The organism is Brevibacillus sp. NPDC003359, assembly GCF_042878995.1.
GTDB lineage: Bacteria > Bacillota > Bacilli > Brevibacillales > Brevibacillaceae > Brevibacillus.
This window is the reverse complement of the sequence record NZ_JBIAOR010000007.1, coordinates 145231-162070: the sequence shown is the minus strand read 5'-3', so window position 1 is coordinate 162070 and position 16840 is coordinate 145231. Positions and strand designations below refer to the sequence as shown.

Annotated in this window: 15 protein-coding genes; all 15 read left to right on the top strand. The window is 38.0% G+C overall.

Translation table 11 applies throughout. The features are described from left to right. Positions 1-38: 38 nt before the first annotated feature. The 15 genes from ACFYU8_RS18475 to ACFYU8_RS18405 all read left to right on the top strand — a co-directional run bounded on the left by ACFYU8_RS18475 (position 39) and on the right by ACFYU8_RS18405 (position 16836). Positions 39-3374 (top strand): helicase-related protein, encoded by a 3336-nt coding sequence (locus tag ACFYU8_RS18475; protein WP_390301813.1) that lies wholly within the window; start codon positions 39-41, stop codon positions 3372-3374. A gap of 272 nt (positions 3375-3646) precedes the next feature. After that, positions 3647-4666, top strand: coding sequence for a hypothetical protein (locus tag ACFYU8_RS18470; RefSeq protein ID WP_390301816.1), 1020 nt, complete (start codon positions 3647-3649; stop codon positions 4664-4666). Positions 4667-4811: 145 nt separating this feature from the next. After that, entirely contained in the window at positions 4812-6149 is a 1338-nt protein-coding gene (locus ACFYU8_RS18465) for a helix-turn-helix domain-containing protein (RefSeq protein WP_390301819.1), read from the top strand. Between the two features lie 16 nt (positions 6150-6165). Next, positions 6166-6315, top strand: a complete 150-nt coding sequence (locus tag ACFYU8_RS18460) for a hypothetical protein (protein ID WP_390301822.1) — start codon at positions 6166-6168, stop codon at positions 6313-6315. Between the two features lie 304 nt (positions 6316-6619). Then, positions 6620-7291 (top strand): hypothetical protein, encoded by a 672-nt coding sequence (locus ACFYU8_RS18455; protein ID WP_390301825.1) that lies wholly within the window; start codon positions 6620-6622, stop codon positions 7289-7291. 104 nt (positions 7292-7395) lie between these two features. Next, positions 7396-7794, top strand: coding sequence for a hypothetical protein (locus ACFYU8_RS18450; protein WP_390301828.1), 399 nt, complete (start codon positions 7396-7398; stop codon positions 7792-7794). Positions 7795-7851: 57 nt separating this feature from the next. Then, positions 7852-8283 carry a hypothetical protein gene (locus ACFYU8_RS18445; RefSeq protein WP_390301831.1) on the top strand — a complete coding sequence of 144 codons (432 nt, stop codon included), beginning with the start codon at positions 7852-7854 and terminating at the stop codon, positions 8281-8283. Positions 8284-8458: 175 nt separating this feature from the next. Further along, positions 8459-9994: a CpaE/TadZ family protein gene (locus ACFYU8_RS18440; RefSeq protein ID WP_390301833.1), complete on the top strand. Its 1536-nt coding sequence runs from the start codon at positions 8459-8461 to the stop codon at positions 9992-9994. A gap of 25 nt (positions 9995-10019) precedes the next feature. Next, positions 10020-10832, top strand: coding sequence for a CpaE/TadZ family protein (locus ACFYU8_RS18435; RefSeq protein WP_390301835.1), 813 nt, complete (start codon positions 10020-10022; stop codon positions 10830-10832). Further along, the gene (locus tag ACFYU8_RS18430) at positions 10829-11362 is read left to right on the top strand and encodes a prepilin peptidase (protein ID WP_390301838.1); all 534 of its coding nucleotides are present in this window, start codon (positions 10829-10831) and stop codon (positions 11360-11362) included. The genes ACFYU8_RS18435 and ACFYU8_RS18430 overlap by 4 nt, the downstream gene beginning before the upstream one ends. Before the next feature lie 15 nt (positions 11363-11377). Continuing rightward, positions 11378-11686: a hypothetical protein gene (locus ACFYU8_RS18425; RefSeq protein WP_390301841.1), complete on the top strand. Its 309-nt coding sequence runs from the start codon at positions 11378-11380 to the stop codon at positions 11684-11686. Positions 11687-11763: 77 nt separating this feature from the next. Continuing rightward, complete coding sequence (locus ACFYU8_RS18420) at positions 11764-12849, top strand: S-layer homology domain-containing protein (RefSeq protein ID WP_390301844.1); 1086 nt, start codon at positions 11764-11766, stop codon at positions 12847-12849. Then, positions 12846-14714 (top strand): Athe_2463 domain-containing protein, encoded by a 1869-nt coding sequence (locus ACFYU8_RS18415; RefSeq protein WP_390301847.1) that lies wholly within the window; start codon positions 12846-12848, stop codon positions 14712-14714. The genes ACFYU8_RS18420 and ACFYU8_RS18415 overlap by 4 nt, the downstream gene beginning before the upstream one ends. A gap of 37 nt (positions 14715-14751) precedes the next feature. Beyond that, positions 14752-15225, top strand: coding sequence for a hypothetical protein (locus tag ACFYU8_RS18410; RefSeq protein WP_390301850.1), 474 nt, complete (start codon positions 14752-14754; stop codon positions 15223-15225). Between the two features lie 15 nt (positions 15226-15240). Further along, on the top strand, positions 15241-16836 hold the full coding sequence (locus ACFYU8_RS18405) for an RcpC/CpaB family pilus assembly protein (RefSeq protein WP_390301853.1): 1596 nt from the start codon (positions 15241-15243) through the stop codon (positions 16834-16836). Positions 16837-16840 lie beyond the last annotated feature (4 nt).

Here is a 16840-nt window from a genome sequence, read left to right as displayed (position 1 = left end):
GGCTACCATGCCCTTGTTTTTTCTTATGAGCGTCAAAAATGAAAAACATTAGCCCAACTATGGAAGTACCAGATGCAAATCTAACGATTGGAATGCAAACTCCAGAAAGAAACTTTGAAGCGATTTTGCATTTTATTGTATATGACGAGAAGATGCAACTTCTAGCTGCGAGTTACATGGGATATGCAACGACAGTTAAAGCAATTAGCGCTGGGATAATTGAGCAGCGTGACACATTTATAGAGAATACAAGAATCAAAGCGCTACGTGGAGTAGCTTATCGGAAAAAAGAAAGACCCATCGGTATTGGGGATGTTTATCATGGAATGATTTTACCTCGAGCAGCCGTATGGAATGATATTGAAGGTGACGCGGTGGATGGAGTCGTTGTAGATCCTGTAATTATTGCAGTTGATGGTCAAATCGAACAAGTTATCGGAAGGTTTCTAACAAAAAAATTCAATTTACCTTCCTGCTGGCAAGATGATTATTATCATTTACTAGAAGATCAACAGAAGGAGAAATTGATTGTCGTATTAAATAATAATTTTCCGATCTGGTCTGAGCTAAAGGCTGTTCGTTTAAAAGTAAAGGAAGAAGAGTTTCTAAAAAAAATTGAGGTTGAAATGATGAATGGCCGACTATCCATTCCAAAGATTGATCTCATCACCAGTGGAGTTTTTGAGCCAGGGTGGACTTTGAAAGAATTCATCAAAAACAACGCTGTAACATTAGCGACCAAGCTCTCTGAGGTGCGTCCATATTTTGATCCTGATGTAGATCAACTTCACTGGGGATTCCGCTTGATGAAGCGAATACCATTCCCAGCACAAGCTTACAAGATCCAAGCACTAGTGAATTCTTTATTAAGTAAAGACGCGGATTCCACCTCGCGCTTTGACTCCTCGGATATGGGAACAGGAAAATCAATTACCTTATGTGGGGTTCTACAAATTTACCATACAATGAAACAGGAACGTGGCTCGAGTTATGGTACGAGCTGCCTGCTATCTGCACCGGCCATTACGTTACCAAAATGGGAACAGGACGAAATCATGCCAACCATCCCACAGTTCGCTAAAATCACGTATATCAATTCAACAGAAGATGCAATTCGCCTCCTAAACAAAATCAGAAATGGACACAAACCTCACAAGGACGATATTGAAATCTATATGGTTGGGTTAGATCGGGCAAAATTAGGGCATGAGCCATTCTTTTCAGGGATTTGGAAGCGTCTAAAGCATTCAACTACCAATTATGCATGGCATTGTCCTGATTGTGGAGAACCGATTCAAATCGAGGAAGAGAAAAATTACTTTAGAAATGCGGATTTCTTCGATTTCGTCAAAAAAGGAAGATGTCCAAACCCTCAAGATATTAAAAGTGCAGCAAAAAAAGGACACATCACTAAACATTACCTTCAAAGTAATGTAAACATTGAAGATGGAATGTTAACACCAAATAATGTTCCAATTGGTTATATTAAGAAATGGGATAATCAAGGTAAGCCGAATAAATGCAATAATTGTCAGTCAGTGTTGTGGCGACCGTCGTTAAAGAGCAGACATGAAACGCGTAACAAGCCTAGGTATAACATCAGCAAGATTCTAAAGAAGACGAAGAAGTTCTTTACATTTTTTGCTCAAGATGAAGTTCAGCAGACTAGGTCAGAGTCATCCGGGAGAGGCGATGCATTCGCTCAAATGGTGAAAGCCGGTAGAAACAATTTGAATTTAACCGGTACATTAACAACCGGCAAGAGTACATCCATTAAAGAAATAATATGGCGAAGTCATCCTCAAGCTTTACTAGACGAGGGTTTCGACCATGAAACAGGAATGATCCAATGGGCTAGAAAATATGGGGTACTGAGGGAAGTATTTGAAGTAGAAGGTGGAGACAGAGGTATAGTAACTCCTAGAAGGGTAAAGGCGTTGCAACCAAAAGAAGATCCTGGTATTGCTCCTGCCTTAGTTGTTAATCATCTTTTGCATAAATCAACCTTTACAGAATTAAAAGATTTGGGGTTACCGCTCGTCGAGCTTCATGAGTTACCTGAAATTATAGAAATGGATACAGAACATAGACACCAATATCGGAAGTTTCACGAAAGAGCTTTTGAAGAGTCCCGTAAAACACGTAGATGGGGGAAGTTTATTCCATCAACAATAAATTATGGTGATCGACCGGATTTGGGAGCCCAAATTGAATTTCGGGATAAAGACTCTAATTCGGATCTAATCATTAAAGCGCCACCGATTCCAGGGAAGCACGCTAAATTAAGAAGACTTATAGACATCGTAAAAAAGGAGCTTGCAGAGGACAGGGGTATAGTGATCTACACCAAGTATAGTGATGCATATGAGATGAATGAATACCTCCAGAATCAGTTAGCAGAAGAAGGAATCAGTTCTGAAATTCTATCGAGTAGCACTGGTACATTGCAGCGATTTGAATGGCTCGAACGACAGGCGAAACTAGGTACTAAAGTTATAATATGTAACTCGAGTATCGTACAGGTTGGATTAGATTTGCTTATGTGGCCAACGATTATCTATTATCAACTTGATTACGATATCAACATAGTCAGACAGAGCTCTCGTAGGGCCTGGCGGATTGGTCAGGATCGAGTATGCAGAGTCTATTATCTGGTCTACGATCTGTCTCAACAGTTGAATCAATTTATGACGATAATGGCAAAGCGAGGTCATGCAATGCTGGCGGAAGGAAGGATCGATCGATCTGAACTTGCACAGTATTCAAGGGATGCTAGTTCAGCGATGGCAGGAGATATTGCTGATTCTTTGGATGGTACTAGTGTAGCAGCAATGTGGAAGCAATTAGCTGCCAAGGATATTGATGAAGGTCTTGAACTGGTCAATGAAAACGATTTTAAAACGATACTCCGTAATAGGATGAAGGAATTAGCTGAAATTACTTTAAGTCGATGTCTGACAATCCCGGGTAGCCAAACCAATTCGAATAGCCTTGAACAGCATTTAATGAAGTGGTTGAATTACTTTGCTACACCATGGAAATCGCTTTTACTATCACGTAAGGAACAGATCCTACGGGGAATTAGAGAAAACAGTATTTTGGGATTCGTTTATGATCAAGACTTGTTTTACTTCGATGAAGTAAGCACATTCGGATTCGGTTTCGTCGATGAGATTGCGATTGTGGACCATATTATGCATTCAATGGGGCTTACAATAGAAGGTAAACCGATAATCGTTAAAAAACAAGAAGGCCAATTAAGTATGTTAGAAATTTATGAGGATTTTGATGTTGTAAATGATAATACAAAACATAGAGGACGAAAAAAGGATACACCAGCTGTTGGACAATTAGCTTTAAAATTGTTTGCTTAAAGAAAACTGATTTAATTAGGGAGAGGGGCATCTGTCCCTCTTTTTTTCCTGAGTCAACTCTTGTATACTTAAGATGTTCCTATTTGTTTGTTAGATTATGGGTGCCACCTTCATGTAATTTTGAGAATGGTGAGCGGATAAAGTATTGAATAACGCTCTCTGCGAGCATATGAACCTATTTGAGGCTTCGTATGTTTGTAGAGAGTTTTTTTATTCTCTGCGGAGTTTATATAAAAACAACTAATTGATTATCCTTCAAGGAGGCTTATCTTATGACCTTTAGTATGAATTTATCTAGCTGGCAGTTAATTTTATTGATTTTGATTTTCTTTATTGCCTTTTGTTTTTGGCAATATAGAAAATCCCAAGAAGCTGAAGCTGATTCGAGAAACTACGGAAGAAAAAGGATAATTACCGAAGTCCATAATCACTATTATGGCCATGATAATGAAACCATTCAGCTCATGAAACAACAGAATTTGAATGCCCCGCTTGCTATTGGGAATACACCGGTCATATTAGATGCAAATGAAAAGAATGATGAAATTAAACAAATGGATATGGAAACGAAAACGACGCATGAGGTAAGTATTGATGTTAGTGATTTGGAGGAACTTCCACAAGAAAAAGGAAATATTGTAAAAATGCCTTTACGCTCCACAATCAATTCCGAATTGATAGATATAAAAAATGAAAAGAACAGTACTAACTATCTAAATCCGTTTAGAACCGGAAAAACAAGTACTCCTGAAGTTTTGATATCATCAGAAAAGAACGATATGCCAGCTGCTTCTAATGTGGAAGAGGTAAAAGTAGTACACATTGAGGTTCCAGAAACAACCCCAATTCCTGAAAATGTAAGGAAAGTAGATGTCGAAGGAGATCCCAATATAAATTCATTATTTGAGACGCTAGTATCCGTTGAAACTGGAAAAACAAACAATAATGATTTTTGGGGAATACCTTTCGATCAAATAAATATGTACTTGCAATTTAGTGAAATTCTTGATGAGCCGAATAAATATGTAGGGGGTGCTTTTCCTATTATAGGAAAGGTCCTTGAGAAGAAGATATTTAATGATTACTGTGTCCTACATTTAGCAGATCCAAAGATTAAACGTTGGGTAAAAGTTTGTGACACAGTATATCGAGAGGTTGATTGTGAGGCGATTGTTGCACTTCATGAAGTAGAAATAAGCATGTATGAAGGTAATATTGTATTTGAACAAAAGAAAAATAAAGATTACTACGTATTCAAACTAGGGAAAGATCAACTTATCCAAGCTATGTAGAGTCATACATTGGACATAACCCCACTTTTTAAAAGTGGGGTTTTTAATTTTATGCTACTTGTTTAATATATGGAGTAGACTATGTGTGATAAATAGGGAGTAAGTGCTCACGACTTTACCCGAGTGGAGGGGGGGAGGTTCTTTAATGTTTGTTTCTGAGATAAGTCAGTATCTTCCACTCAGAGAGATTATACAAGAATTACTAAAGGAAAGAGGTTTAAATCAATTAGATATAGCAAGATTATCCAATGTAAGTCAGTCAACATTAAGTAATGCCCTCTTAGGAAAGAGGAATTTCTCATTAGAACAAGTGGATAAGATTACGGATGGGCTCGGATTTCCTAAGGGTGCCTTGTACCCATACTATGAGTCTGAAATGTATGGACCCAGTGGGAAAGTGTTGCCCACCAAATTATGTTCATTTATAAGACATTGCTATTATAGAAATTTGGACTACATCGGAAGGAAATATATCAAAAAGCTTTCTGATATCAGTAATAAGTCCTTGTCAAAACTATATCTGTCCTTAGGTGAGGACTTACACAAGATGGGGTTTGTTTTAGATGCCATTGAGATCTATCGACTGGTAATAGGGATGGAGTTAACCAGGATTGTCGAGACACCAACTTTAGTATTAAGTTATTATCGTTTGTTTAGTGCTTTACGAGAGATGGCCCTTGAAGAAGCTTATGATATCGCAATTATGTTTAGCTATACAGTTGATTTGATGCCTTCAAAGAGTAGTACACGTTTTGATGATGACTCCGACGACATCCGTACTGATGCAATCCGAAAGTTAATTTCTTACTTCTACGTGCTTGAAAAATGGAAAAAAGTTATTGAACTTTGTGATAAATTAGCTATTTTTACGAAACAAAAAGAGGATATGATCAATTACGGTAATTCATTAGTTTACAAGGGAAGAGCAGCATATTATTTAGGGATGAATGAGATGGCTTTACAAATTATTGAGGATTATATAAATATTGAGGATAAGAACGGAGACTTTAAAAGGTGGGGAACTGCTAATCGGTACAATGTCCTCATAGAAAGTGGCAATGTTTCACTTATTCCCGAATACTTAACCTGGTTAGATCGGCATGTTGGAGAAATAAATGCTTCATTACCTGTAATACTAAACGCTTGCTTAGTTCATGATAATATTAATATTATGGAGAATATAATAAACGCGTATATACCTATAGCTAACAAGAATTTTGAAGCCAGCAAGAAAACACCTTGGGATCGTAGAATAAGGGTACGGATTAACTTTTATCTTGCTCATTATCTGTTAAAAAGCAATAACATTAAGGATATTCCTAACATTATATTGAACATAGCAGAGGAATCTGTTAGGTTAAAATTATCAAAATATTTTTCAGATCTGTTTCCTCTAATCCTTGATGTTTATCATGAATTTAAGGATGAAGAAAAGCAGAAACTTAAAGACTGCATAGAACAAATAAATAAAAACACGCCTTAGTGAGAGGGGAATATTTATGAAAAAGAAAGTCTCCATTCTTCTTCTATCTCTGCTTGTTATTTCAACGACTAGCGCGTTTGCTAAGTCTGAAGTGAAACAACAAGATAAGTTCAAAAAAGACCAGATAATCATAGTACAAAGAAGTGATAATGGTCCAGGATGGTAAGAGTGCCGATATGGCACTCTATTTTTTATGAGTTCACATTTATCGAGAATTTGACGAAAGTATTTCAGAAATATTCCCCTTATGATTTTTGGAATATGATGCTATAGTATGTAATGTGGACGTGACAATACTACCATAAATGTAAAATCTCAACGTTTTTAACGTGTGAATGGGAAGGAATAGTAACTTTAGTCCTAGGACTTTCTCTGAGCCAACTAGACTAAATAAGTACTCTATTTCCCAAATTATCCATATATTTTAGTAAGATCATACATAATACCTGAATGTTTGGAGTGAAGACATCGTGTCAGCACAGCCGCTTACAGTAAATCAGATATTACAACATCTCCGTAAGGTAGAATTAATACCAGAGAACGTTACCTCTAACAACATTGTTCCATTACATAGTGGAGAGATTAAAGTAAACAACAATATGATCATTTCACATACCATACAACTAAAGGATTTTGAAAAGCGAATAGGTAGAGATCCAGAGATCCAGTTTGAAAGTGTACTCAGGAAGAATAATGATTTTCTCTATACAACAACGTTACCTGAACTAATGAATCGATATCATCAATTTTCTTTGCGTTTCTACTTCCGCGATGATTATCGAATAATTATAGACGAGCACAGCTATATCGAAGGGGTCAGGTATTTTAGTGGATTAGACGATTTCTGGGATCAAATCATTTATTTACAAAATGAGCTACCGGAGATTTTTCGACAGGGTGATAGTCAGATTAGTTTCGTATTCAAAGAAGGGCGCATTACGACACTACGCTTCAAGTATTACTTTCAGGACTTGATTACATATCCATTTGTCACTAATAAAGTAAAAGAACATAATGAAGTAGAGTTTATGAAAATGGTTACAGCTGCTCAACGACAAATGTTTGGTGAGATTTTTGTCACCGAAAAAGATCAGTTTGGCCAAATTGTAAAATGGTATGCAGATAAAAATGTAAAGATGTAGTCTTTCCTATAGAGTGGCTAAATGCTATAATTAGAAAATATTAAATAAAACAATTAAGGGAAAACCCCGCTAACTTCTATTTAAGGAGTAGTGGGGTTTTTTTGATGGAAAGGGTGAAAATGTTGAAAGGTGTTTCTATCATGATTATGGTGCTTTTCATCTGTGCTATTGTTCCTTTTGGATTTGCATCAGCAGAAACGAAAAGCCCAATTAGTCCCAGTAGTAATCAAAAGCTAGGTAATTTTTTGCAGGACAAGAGCAATGGCAAAAGTCCATTGGATGTTGAGGAAATGAAGAACACAACTAAGACAACAGTCTCAGGTACACAAATTATAGGAATTGAGTTCGCTGTTTTTTTCTTTATTGTTGGCTGGATTATTATGATCTTTGCAGCTGGCTTAAAGCATCCTGAATATAAAAAGTGGGGGCGAGGAGCGATTTTTACTTCAATACTAGGATTTATAGCGATCAAGTTCGGCCCAGTTATCATGTACAACCTATAAACAAAAGTTGAACGAGTTTAATAGATAAGCTATTATCCAGATCAAAGGGGGGATACTATGAAAATGATTAGTGAAGTATTAGATGAATACGAGAAAGAAACAACGATGAGCAAACAGTTGGAGATGAGACTTAATCAAAGTTATCCTGGCTATCCTGAAAATGCTCCCTTTACCCCTGAGAGCTACGAAAACTTACATTGGTATTATAATTCACAAGAACAATGGGGCTGTTGGATTCAGTCTGAATATAAAGGGTTAATGATAGTACCTGGAAAGTTATCGCAGGTGAAAAGCTTCCCTTTAGACAGTTCTAATTCATACAGAAGTCCGGTTCCACTCCATAAAGCAGATGTTCCAAACTCTTTTCGTGCTCATATGGCGTGGTTTATAGACGCTAATGGTTGGGGGCGATATGTTTATCTATCCCGGAGCTGGGATTCTAGTAGTAATCAATACATCGTAAGGCATATATTGATTACAAAAGGTTGATCAGATTTTAAGATTTACAAATAAATATCCATGTGCTATCCTTTGATTAATGTTAAAAATTTAAACAAATACAATGGATACCGATTGGAAAACCCAAGGGTATACAGGATTTATTCCTGTATACCCTTTTTTGTTTTTCGGCATAACTGTACGAAAAAGAAAGAGGTGGGCAACGATGTCGTTGCTATTAGCAAGTGGGAGTGAACGTTTTGACGAGTTGTTACTCCCTTTTCTTAAAGATGATTTTCAAGTATTAAAAACTACAGTTGATTTGCGTAGGTTCCTTGTAGAAAAGGTAGAGGAAACACAACCTACAATCTTACTTGTTCACGATAAACTACACTCAGATTTTCCAGATACTGAACGAAAAGTGTTGGATGATGAGTGGGTAGCAATTCTGGAAAAAATCCGAGTAAAATCACCAGAAACTCGAATTGTATTTTTTGCAACTCGTAAAGATAATGATCCTTTTTTACTTCGATTAATCCACTTAGGTGTCTATGACATATTTGTCGGAAATCAATTTGATCCGCATATGTTAGTAAAACAACTGAAAGAACCTGCATCTCTCGAAAAAGTCATTCATTTAAAAAACAGGCTGCCGGCGCCTAGGGATGTATATGCAAATGGTGACCTGGAAGCAAGACAGGATGTAGGGATAAAGACGATAAGTAAAGTCGTAACCTCTGAGGATGAGGAAGAAGATGAAGCTGATGAAGAAGTAGTAAAAGAAGAAGAAAATGATAAATCAGATGGTTTTCGCAAGAAATTAGAAAGTGGATTAAAAAAGGGTAAAGATCGGTTGAAGGTTGGTATACAGATGCCATCCATCCAAATAAACTTACCTTCTATTAACCTTGGCAGAACAGCTAACGAGGAGTTTAATACCGCCTACCTTGCATTTGCAGCAAAGATTATTACAATTGCTTCAGTTGCAGGAGGAGTTGGAAAGACAGACGTAGCAAACAATCTCGCGTGTGCTCTTAAAGAACATACAGACTCAAGGATTGTAGTGGTTGACTTTAGTTGTCCTTATGGTGGCATTGCTCAGGCTTTAAAACTTAAGAGGGAACGGACGATTGCTGATTGGATGTTTGATTACGGACATCCACTAACTGAATCGGGTATCAAACATAAGACTGTAGAACATTTCGGGATTGATTACTTACCCATGTCAGCGAATTTAGATGATTGCATCAGATTTAATACTGATCATGCAGCACACATTCTTGATGCTCTAAAACGTGTCTATGACATTGTCATAGTTGATTGTAACGGTTCTTGGCCAGTATCTAAAGTCGCTTTAGAAAGATCTTCTGAGATTATTCTTGTAACAACTCATGATGCTGTTGCTATATCCAATGTACTTAACTGGAAGTGTGAATTACTCGATCGGTATGGATTACAACATGGGAAGATCAGCTTGTTTATTAATCAGGTACCTGATGATGAAGACATAACAAAAGAAGATATTGCAGGGGCATTCGATGATGATAACGATGAAACCGCCATACCTGTTATAGGATATGCACCGTTTGATGATTCTGTTCGAATTGTAAGGAACCAAGGTGGGCTTTTTTATTCACAGGATCCGAACCATCCCTTTAGTGTAGGTATGGATATGATCCTTGATGCCTTCTCCATTGTTCCGATGGCAGCTATCAAAAGGTCAAAACCTCCGGTTAGAAAAAAATGGTTTTCCAAATCGTAAAGTATAAAAAATGGGGGGAGCAACCGTGAGAGGGAAGATAATTACTGTTACTAGTATGAAGGGGGGAGTTGGAAAGACTGAAACGGCTTTAAGTCTAGCTGTAGCTATCAGAAAGGAAACAGGAAGACGAACAATAATCGTTGACTTTGATATTCCTTATGGTGGCGTTGCACAAGCCTTAGCACTTGGGAAAGAGAGTTCTATCTCTGATTGGATAAGAACGAACCGAATTATTAGTGAAGAAGCTATTAAGAGTTTAGTAATTAGCCATCAAACTGGATTGGATTTACTTCCTACTGTAGCAAGTGCTTCCGACATTACTCGTTTTACTGGAGAGGTTGCTGAACGGATTCTACAGCAATTAGCTTCTTGTTACGACTATGTTGTAGTAGACACTGGCGTTGATCTCAGTCCTTCGACTCAATCAGCTTTAATTAGTGCAGATCGGATTGTGGTTGTGACAGCTCCTCACAACGTATCAATCTGGAATAATCATCAGTACAAGGAAGACCTTGTGAATCTTGGGGTCAACCCTTTGAAAATTTCCTTACTTATTAATCAGATACGGAAGAACCAGGACATTGATATCACTGATGTTGTTCACCTGTTCAAAACTTCAGGGGCTCCAATTCAGCAAATTTATATGGCATCGGATGATGAGAGAATTCGAAAATTACGAGATTTAAGAGAAAGTATTGTTATAAGCCTACCAAAAAGTGATTTATCGATAGCGATTTTTCAAATGTTAAGCGACTTTGGCATCGTTCCTAATGCAATAACGATTAAGAAAGGAACATTTGGTTTGTTTGAGCGTATGAGGAGGCTGATCGCTCGATGAATATTGTAGGTGTAATAACTTCATGCCTTCTTTTGTTAATGTATATTATTGCAATCTATACTGACGTTAAATTTCGAAAGATAAAAAACTGGCTGACTCTCCCGTTGATTTTACTGGGGTTTATAGGTTCAGTTTATCAAAACGGTTTATGGTCTACTGTTGTCTTTACGATCGCACTTGTTGTATTGTCAATCATTTGCATGATGATACCAATTTGGGCTGCAGGTGATACAAAACTATACATTGCCGGGGGGTTATTAACATCAATAATAGTTCAAAGTAATTCGATCATCTCGGCTACCGGAATCCTGTTGATTATTGTGATACTTCATCTCGGAATAGGTCACTTTATTTGGCTTAAGAGACTGAACTTCAATATCTTCAGTTACATACGAGAGATAACTCATTCAATTCTTGTTAGGCAATCTAAAGATCAGAAAGAAAAGGAAGTCATCGCAATATTGCCGGGAGCTATTGCTATCGCTGTCGGTAACCTAGCTTATATTGGTGCAATCTTAATCAATTTATAAAACGGAGGAAAACATATGAAAGAAGATGCAATAAATCATTTATACCTTTCATTTCCATCCCTACAAGTCAAAAGAAATAACGGGAAAGTAAGTACTGTTCGTATACCGGTTGTATACGAGATTAAAGGAACGAGAGAAGAAGCGGTCTCCGTATTAAATGAGATCGAAGGTGAATGGAAATTTACGGATGTTCAAATCGATCAAGTTACTGAAAACGTACATCGCATCCATGTCGAATACCAGGTAAAGCCTGATGAGGTACTCAAATTTTTAGATTCTGTGCCTTATCGCAATGATTTGGAAGCTTTAAACAATGCTATCTAAGCACGTTACTTTTTTTGAACCGATAAAAATGGCGATATACACTTTTATTAAAGGTGACGAAAAAGGAGCGATTCTAAATGTTGACTAAGAAACAAATTGGTATTATGTTTGCAATTTTCCCACTCGTAGGGGTACTAACATCTAGTACGGTTTACAGTGCAACGGAAACCCAAAGGATGGAACGTAGGGAGTTCATAGATACACATAGTCATTGGGGTTATCAAACAATAAACTGGGCAGTACAAAATACGGTTGTGGAAGGATATCCTGATGGATCATTCCGTCCCGACAAACAAGTTACAGAAGCAGAGTTTATCAAAATGATGATTAAAATGTTTCAGCCTACAAACCTTAACTTAACTGGGGAGCACTCACATTGGGCTGATCCATATTATATGTTTGCAGCAGAAATGAACTATCCAGTGTTGGGTACTAATGATTTAAACCAGCGTAACCTTGCCATTACTCGACAAAGTGTCGCTGACCTGGTAGTTGGTACCCAAGGGGTTAATTATGTGGGTAATTCAGCAATTCAGTACCTGCTTGGTAATGGCCTAGCTAGTGGTAAAGGTCAACATAAAACGATCGAGGGTTTCGATCCCAACGGCTATCTTACTCGGGCCGAGGCAGTACAGTTCCTTAAGAACCTTAAAGAGTATGGAAATCAAACCTTAAAACCAAGACCAAACACTCCTTCTGATCTTACAAAATTACCAGAGCTGCCGGAGAAAGTCGATCACTCTAAAAAGCACGAGGAAATTAATAAGAATCCTGCCTCATTAAAAGATATTAATACTCTTATTAGCTTTGTAAGATCTCTACCTAGTTCTGAAAGTTATAGTAGTAATCTTCGCAAAGGCTCATACGACGATATTCTCTTAGGAACTGAATCAAGATATGGCTATAATGTGCGAATCGAATACTCTGATTCTGCTGACAAAAAGGTAACAATTGCATTTACACAATTAAAAGAACCTGAGAAAGCCTTTCTTAAGGAATTTTTAAAAGTGTTTTATCCTCAATCCAGTGAACAAGTTTATAAGGCTGCTATAGCATCTAGCAACAAATTTACATCTCAGGAGCAAAAAGTTTTCGAAGGCAAAAAGACAACCTTTTTTTCAACAGGAAACGGTGACTTAAGAATTTGGGTGGGAGTGAAATGAGGATATCGAAAGTATTAAAGGCGATATCTGTTGTAGCAGTGTCGCTTCTTTTAATAGTTAGCCCCTATATAGACCCTAAGATGCCAGTTTTAGCAGGGGCTCCACCATTAAGTTGTAATTTAGATGTTGATTCGATTTTAAAGAATAACCCTGATATTGCGCTTAAAAATGTCAAAGGAAAACCGCTTAATCGCGATGTGCTTCAAAAAAGAGGATATGTAACATATGGAAATCCCTCTGGAAGTGTTAACCAAGGTGAGTACAGATATATCGGATACACTTTCGAAGATGCTCTTTATACAAACCCTCAATATCCACCTGACACTGAAGTTCAATATCACGTTGCAAAATCATGGACGTATAAGCCCTGGAACGATCCAATAGCTAGTAAAAAACTGATTGATCAATGGAAAGTCAATGATCTCGGTTATAACTCTGATCCAGCAAGTGACCAATGGTTACGGGAAAGACTTGTGTCAATGTATCCAGACAGACCGTTCAATTGGCTTGAGGATTTCAACTCACTTCCCAGTAATAGCTGGAAAAATATAAAGTATCCTTGGGATTCTAAAACTTTGAAAGAGTACGGTGTTATTGTTGCCCCTCCACAAAAATATATTTGGGGCACGTTTGTAATGTTCAATACTGGATCAGGCCGAAATGACGGTAAAAATCGCGGCGGTGACTGGTACCAGGATTTCTTAATTGCGCCAGACGTATTGTTTTGCGGTGGAAATGAGAGAGATTTGTATACCTCATATGTTGAAGGTGGACAGTTTGAACAAAACGTACCAAAAACCACTCGAGTAAAAGTAGGGCTTACAGCTGGTAGTGATATTGATTCACTTGGCAACGTAAGAGTAACCCTAACAGCCAACGGAAGCCAAGTTGGAACTCAAGTGATATCACTTACAAAAGGAATTGAAAAGACACTAACGTTTTCCTGGACTCCCAGGGTGACGGCAAACATATCACTGAAAGCTGAGATTAACCCGCTCCCACGAGGACACACAGAGTACTGGCAAAAAACAGGCGATGTTTACGCAAATAATGTAATGAGCGTGACCCTACAGAATAGTGTTCCTCCTCCTCCGATTAATGGAGCATGCAACATAGATGAAGCAACAAGTAGTTACAGTAAGGGTATTTCAGGAAAGTACTACTACGACTGTCCACCCTACGATGAAGATGGTAATCCTTCAACGTGCGTTGGCTATTACTATGAGGAGCTCTGGGTGGATATGCTAAAACCCAATCCGGAAATAGTGAAAGCCGGTCAAGGAACAGATATCACATTGAAAACTACCTATGAAAACGATAACCCAGCTCATGCCGGCAAGAGTTACGGTGGAAAAACGGTAATCCTGGAAGCACCTAATACTGATAAATGGCCAAGTATCTATACGGAGAATCAACAGATGGTTTCAGAAAAGACTCCAGGTAGCTGGAATAACAAGTGGCATCCTCCATACGCCAAATTCGATGGGGATGGAAATTGGATGAAGCATCAAACCAAACCATCAATTGATCCGAGTAAAAATGAATTTGGTGGGTTAACTCGTTGGTATTTTGGCTTTGATGTACCAAACGGCGAAGAATTTATCCTATATGGTAAGGTCCAAGCGGGCTATAAAAACACCCTAAATGCATGCGACGGAAGAGTTATACGGGTGGAAGGTACGCCATTTGAAGATTTCGTTGTTAGAGTGGTTGACCCTAACAATCCGTTTCCAACAGGAGAGGTCGGTGTCAACTGGAAGGGATACGACCAAGAGGGGATCTATTACGACTATACTGATCGAATAACTGATTTGCAGAATTGGTACTCAGAACCCGAGAAAGCTTATCAGAATAAAGTTCGATAGCTCGTCTCAATATAGATCAGCGGAAGGAAGAGAAGTTATGTCAGTCTTTAAATGGACTGTAGCATTCATGTTCATATTCATACCGTTATTGCTGCTGCTCAGTGAATATGGACTCCATAATGTTACTAAAAGTGATGCTGATACCGCAACGAGACAAGCTGCAACTTATGCCTTAAAGATGGGTGTCCAGAAAGGTAGTCTCCGTGATGCGGATCTGTATCCTCAGAAAGTCTCAACAACCTATGACCAGGCATTTGCGAATGAAGGTTTTGAGAAATCGATGACAATGTTACAAAAAGATAGCTCTGGACAAAAGATGTATGTGATCAATCCTGCTGAACGGGATGAGCGGGTGGGGATTAGCAAATCCCCACCGATGGTCGCAATCCGATCTAATGTTGTTAGAGAATCGCTTATGAGAACGTTTTTGGGTCAGATTATCTCACTAGAGCCAAGATATGTTATCCAAACTCAAAAGATAGCGATTCTTGAATGGAAAGAAACGTACTAGAAGGGAAGGAATACATTGATTAATAAAAAATCCGTAGTAAAGAAAAAAAAGAAGAGTGCACTTGTGCCAGTCAGTTTGGCGGTACTTGTTGCGGTATTGTTCTATAAGGTAACTGACATAAAAGTACAAGCTGAAGTTGCACCAATTACAGTACCATATGCAAAAGTTCGAATAAACGAACATACAGAAATTAAAAAAGATATGGTGGGTTTTATTACAGTTTCTGCAAAAAGTCTTCCGCCTAATACAGTAGTGGTTAACCCAGATGAATTGTTAGGAAAGTTTGTAGGTACAAATTACACGATTCCTGAAAAAGGTTATTTCTATAAAGATATGTTGTCAACCTTGGATCAAATCCCCACAAGAATTCCAAAGTTGCTTGATAAAGGTCAAGTCGGTATAACCATGCGTGTTGATTTGGAAAGATCGGTTGCTAACTCATTAAAAGACGATATGTGGGTTCAGGTTCGATTCTTTACAGATAGAACACCATCGAATATGCCGGTAGAGGGAGTATTAGAGGAGAAGATTAAAATTTTGGCTGTTCGCGATAACTCAGGCCGGGATGTTGTTAAAACAGAACATGAGCAATCAAAAGTACCTACGGTTGTCGTCTTTGATGCATCTGACGAACAAGCTAGTTACTTATTCAGAGCAAAGAATCTAGGTGAATTAAACCTGGTTGCTTTGAGTGAGTCGGATGCTCCTATCAGTGAAAAAGCACAGTTAGAGAAGCAAGCTCCTCAATCAAATCCTAATGAAAGTGGCAGCGCTCCTGTTCCTGCTGCTGCGATTGAGCAAATTCCTTCTGCAAATCCTGAAGGAGCTGCTACTAATAACCTGAACCAAACCAGTGACTCGGATACTATCTTACAGTTAATTAATGGCCTTGGGAATAAATTGGCTCCTGAACAAAAGCTAATGCTAGAATCACTAGCTACTGAAAAGAAAGTAGAAGATGGAAAAGGAAAGAAGTTTACGGGAAATCCGATCAAACTGTTTATCGATTCTATGACGTATAACATTGAAACTCAATTCGAGGATAAGTACTTCGTGACACCTAAAGGTGAGGTTGTTTACTTCGATAAAGAACAAAATCAACTTCGCTATTTTGAAACTCAAGAAAAATTTAAGGATAGTACTTATGTATTACAAGAGCTGAGTCCAGACGAAATTAATCAAGTTCTTAATACGAAGCCTAACCCATCATCAGGGGGAGCTAGTGTAGCTACTCCAACAACTCCTTCCACTACACAAGGCAATACTAGTGGATCGGCAAATACTGCACCTAACAGCACTAACCAAACACAAAACAAAACTGAACCAGCAAAGAATCCGATAACAAAAGATCCTATGACCTTTTCTGGAAAAGGGAAGAGTGTATCCAACAAGTTTTTCCTATCTAAGGGTATTGGTGTTTTAAATATTCAATTCCAAGGATCTGGCCCAATGATCGTTAATCTGCTTGATTCTGAAGGACGCGCAAAGAAGCTGCTTGACCATAAAGAAGGAATGTATCAAGGAAAGAAAGCATTCAGTGTTTCGGCTGCAGGAGAGTACATATTAGACGTGGATGCTAATGGTTCTTGGAGTATCTCAGTTGAGCAATAATACG

Bases quoted from the DNA above. Each gene is read 5' to 3' on its own strand.
- ACFYU8_RS18445 (WP_390301831.1), top strand. From the start codon at position 7,852: ATGAAAATGATTAGTGAAGTATTAGATGAATACGAGAAAGAAACAACG.
- ACFYU8_RS18470 (WP_390301816.1), top strand. From the start codon at position 3,647: ATGACCTTTAGTATGAATTTATCTAGCTGGCAGTTAATTTTATTGATT.
- ACFYU8_RS18475 (WP_390301813.1), top strand. From the start codon at position 39: ATGAAAAACATTAGCCCAACTATGGAAGTACCAGATGCAAATCTAACG.
- ACFYU8_RS18425 (WP_390301841.1), top strand. From the start codon at position 11,378: ATGAAAGAAGATGCAATAAATCATTTATACCTTTCATTTCCATCCCTA.
- ACFYU8_RS18415 (WP_390301847.1), top strand. From the start codon at position 12,846: ATGAGGATATCGAAAGTATTAAAGGCGATATCTGTTGTAGCAGTGTCG.
- ACFYU8_RS18410 (WP_390301850.1), top strand. From the start codon at position 14,752: ATGTCAGTCTTTAAATGGACTGTAGCATTCATGTTCATATTCATACCG.
- ACFYU8_RS18450 (WP_390301828.1), top strand. From the start codon at position 7,396: ATGGAAAGGGTGAAAATGTTGAAAGGTGTTTCTATCATGATTATGGTG.
- ACFYU8_RS18420 (WP_390301844.1), top strand. From the start codon at position 11,764: ATGTTGACTAAGAAACAAATTGGTATTATGTTTGCAATTTTCCCACTC.
- ACFYU8_RS18440 (WP_390301833.1), top strand. From the start codon at position 8,459: ATGTCGTTGCTATTAGCAAGTGGGAGTGAACGTTTTGACGAGTTGTTA.
- ACFYU8_RS18430 (WP_390301838.1), top strand. From the start codon at position 10,829: ATGAATATTGTAGGTGTAATAACTTCATGCCTTCTTTTGTTAATGTAT.
- ACFYU8_RS18465 (WP_390301819.1), top strand. From the start codon at position 4,812: ATGTTTGTTTCTGAGATAAGTCAGTATCTTCCACTCAGAGAGATTATA.
- ACFYU8_RS18460 (WP_390301822.1), top strand. From the start codon at position 6,166: ATGAAAAAGAAAGTCTCCATTCTTCTTCTATCTCTGCTTGTTATTTCA.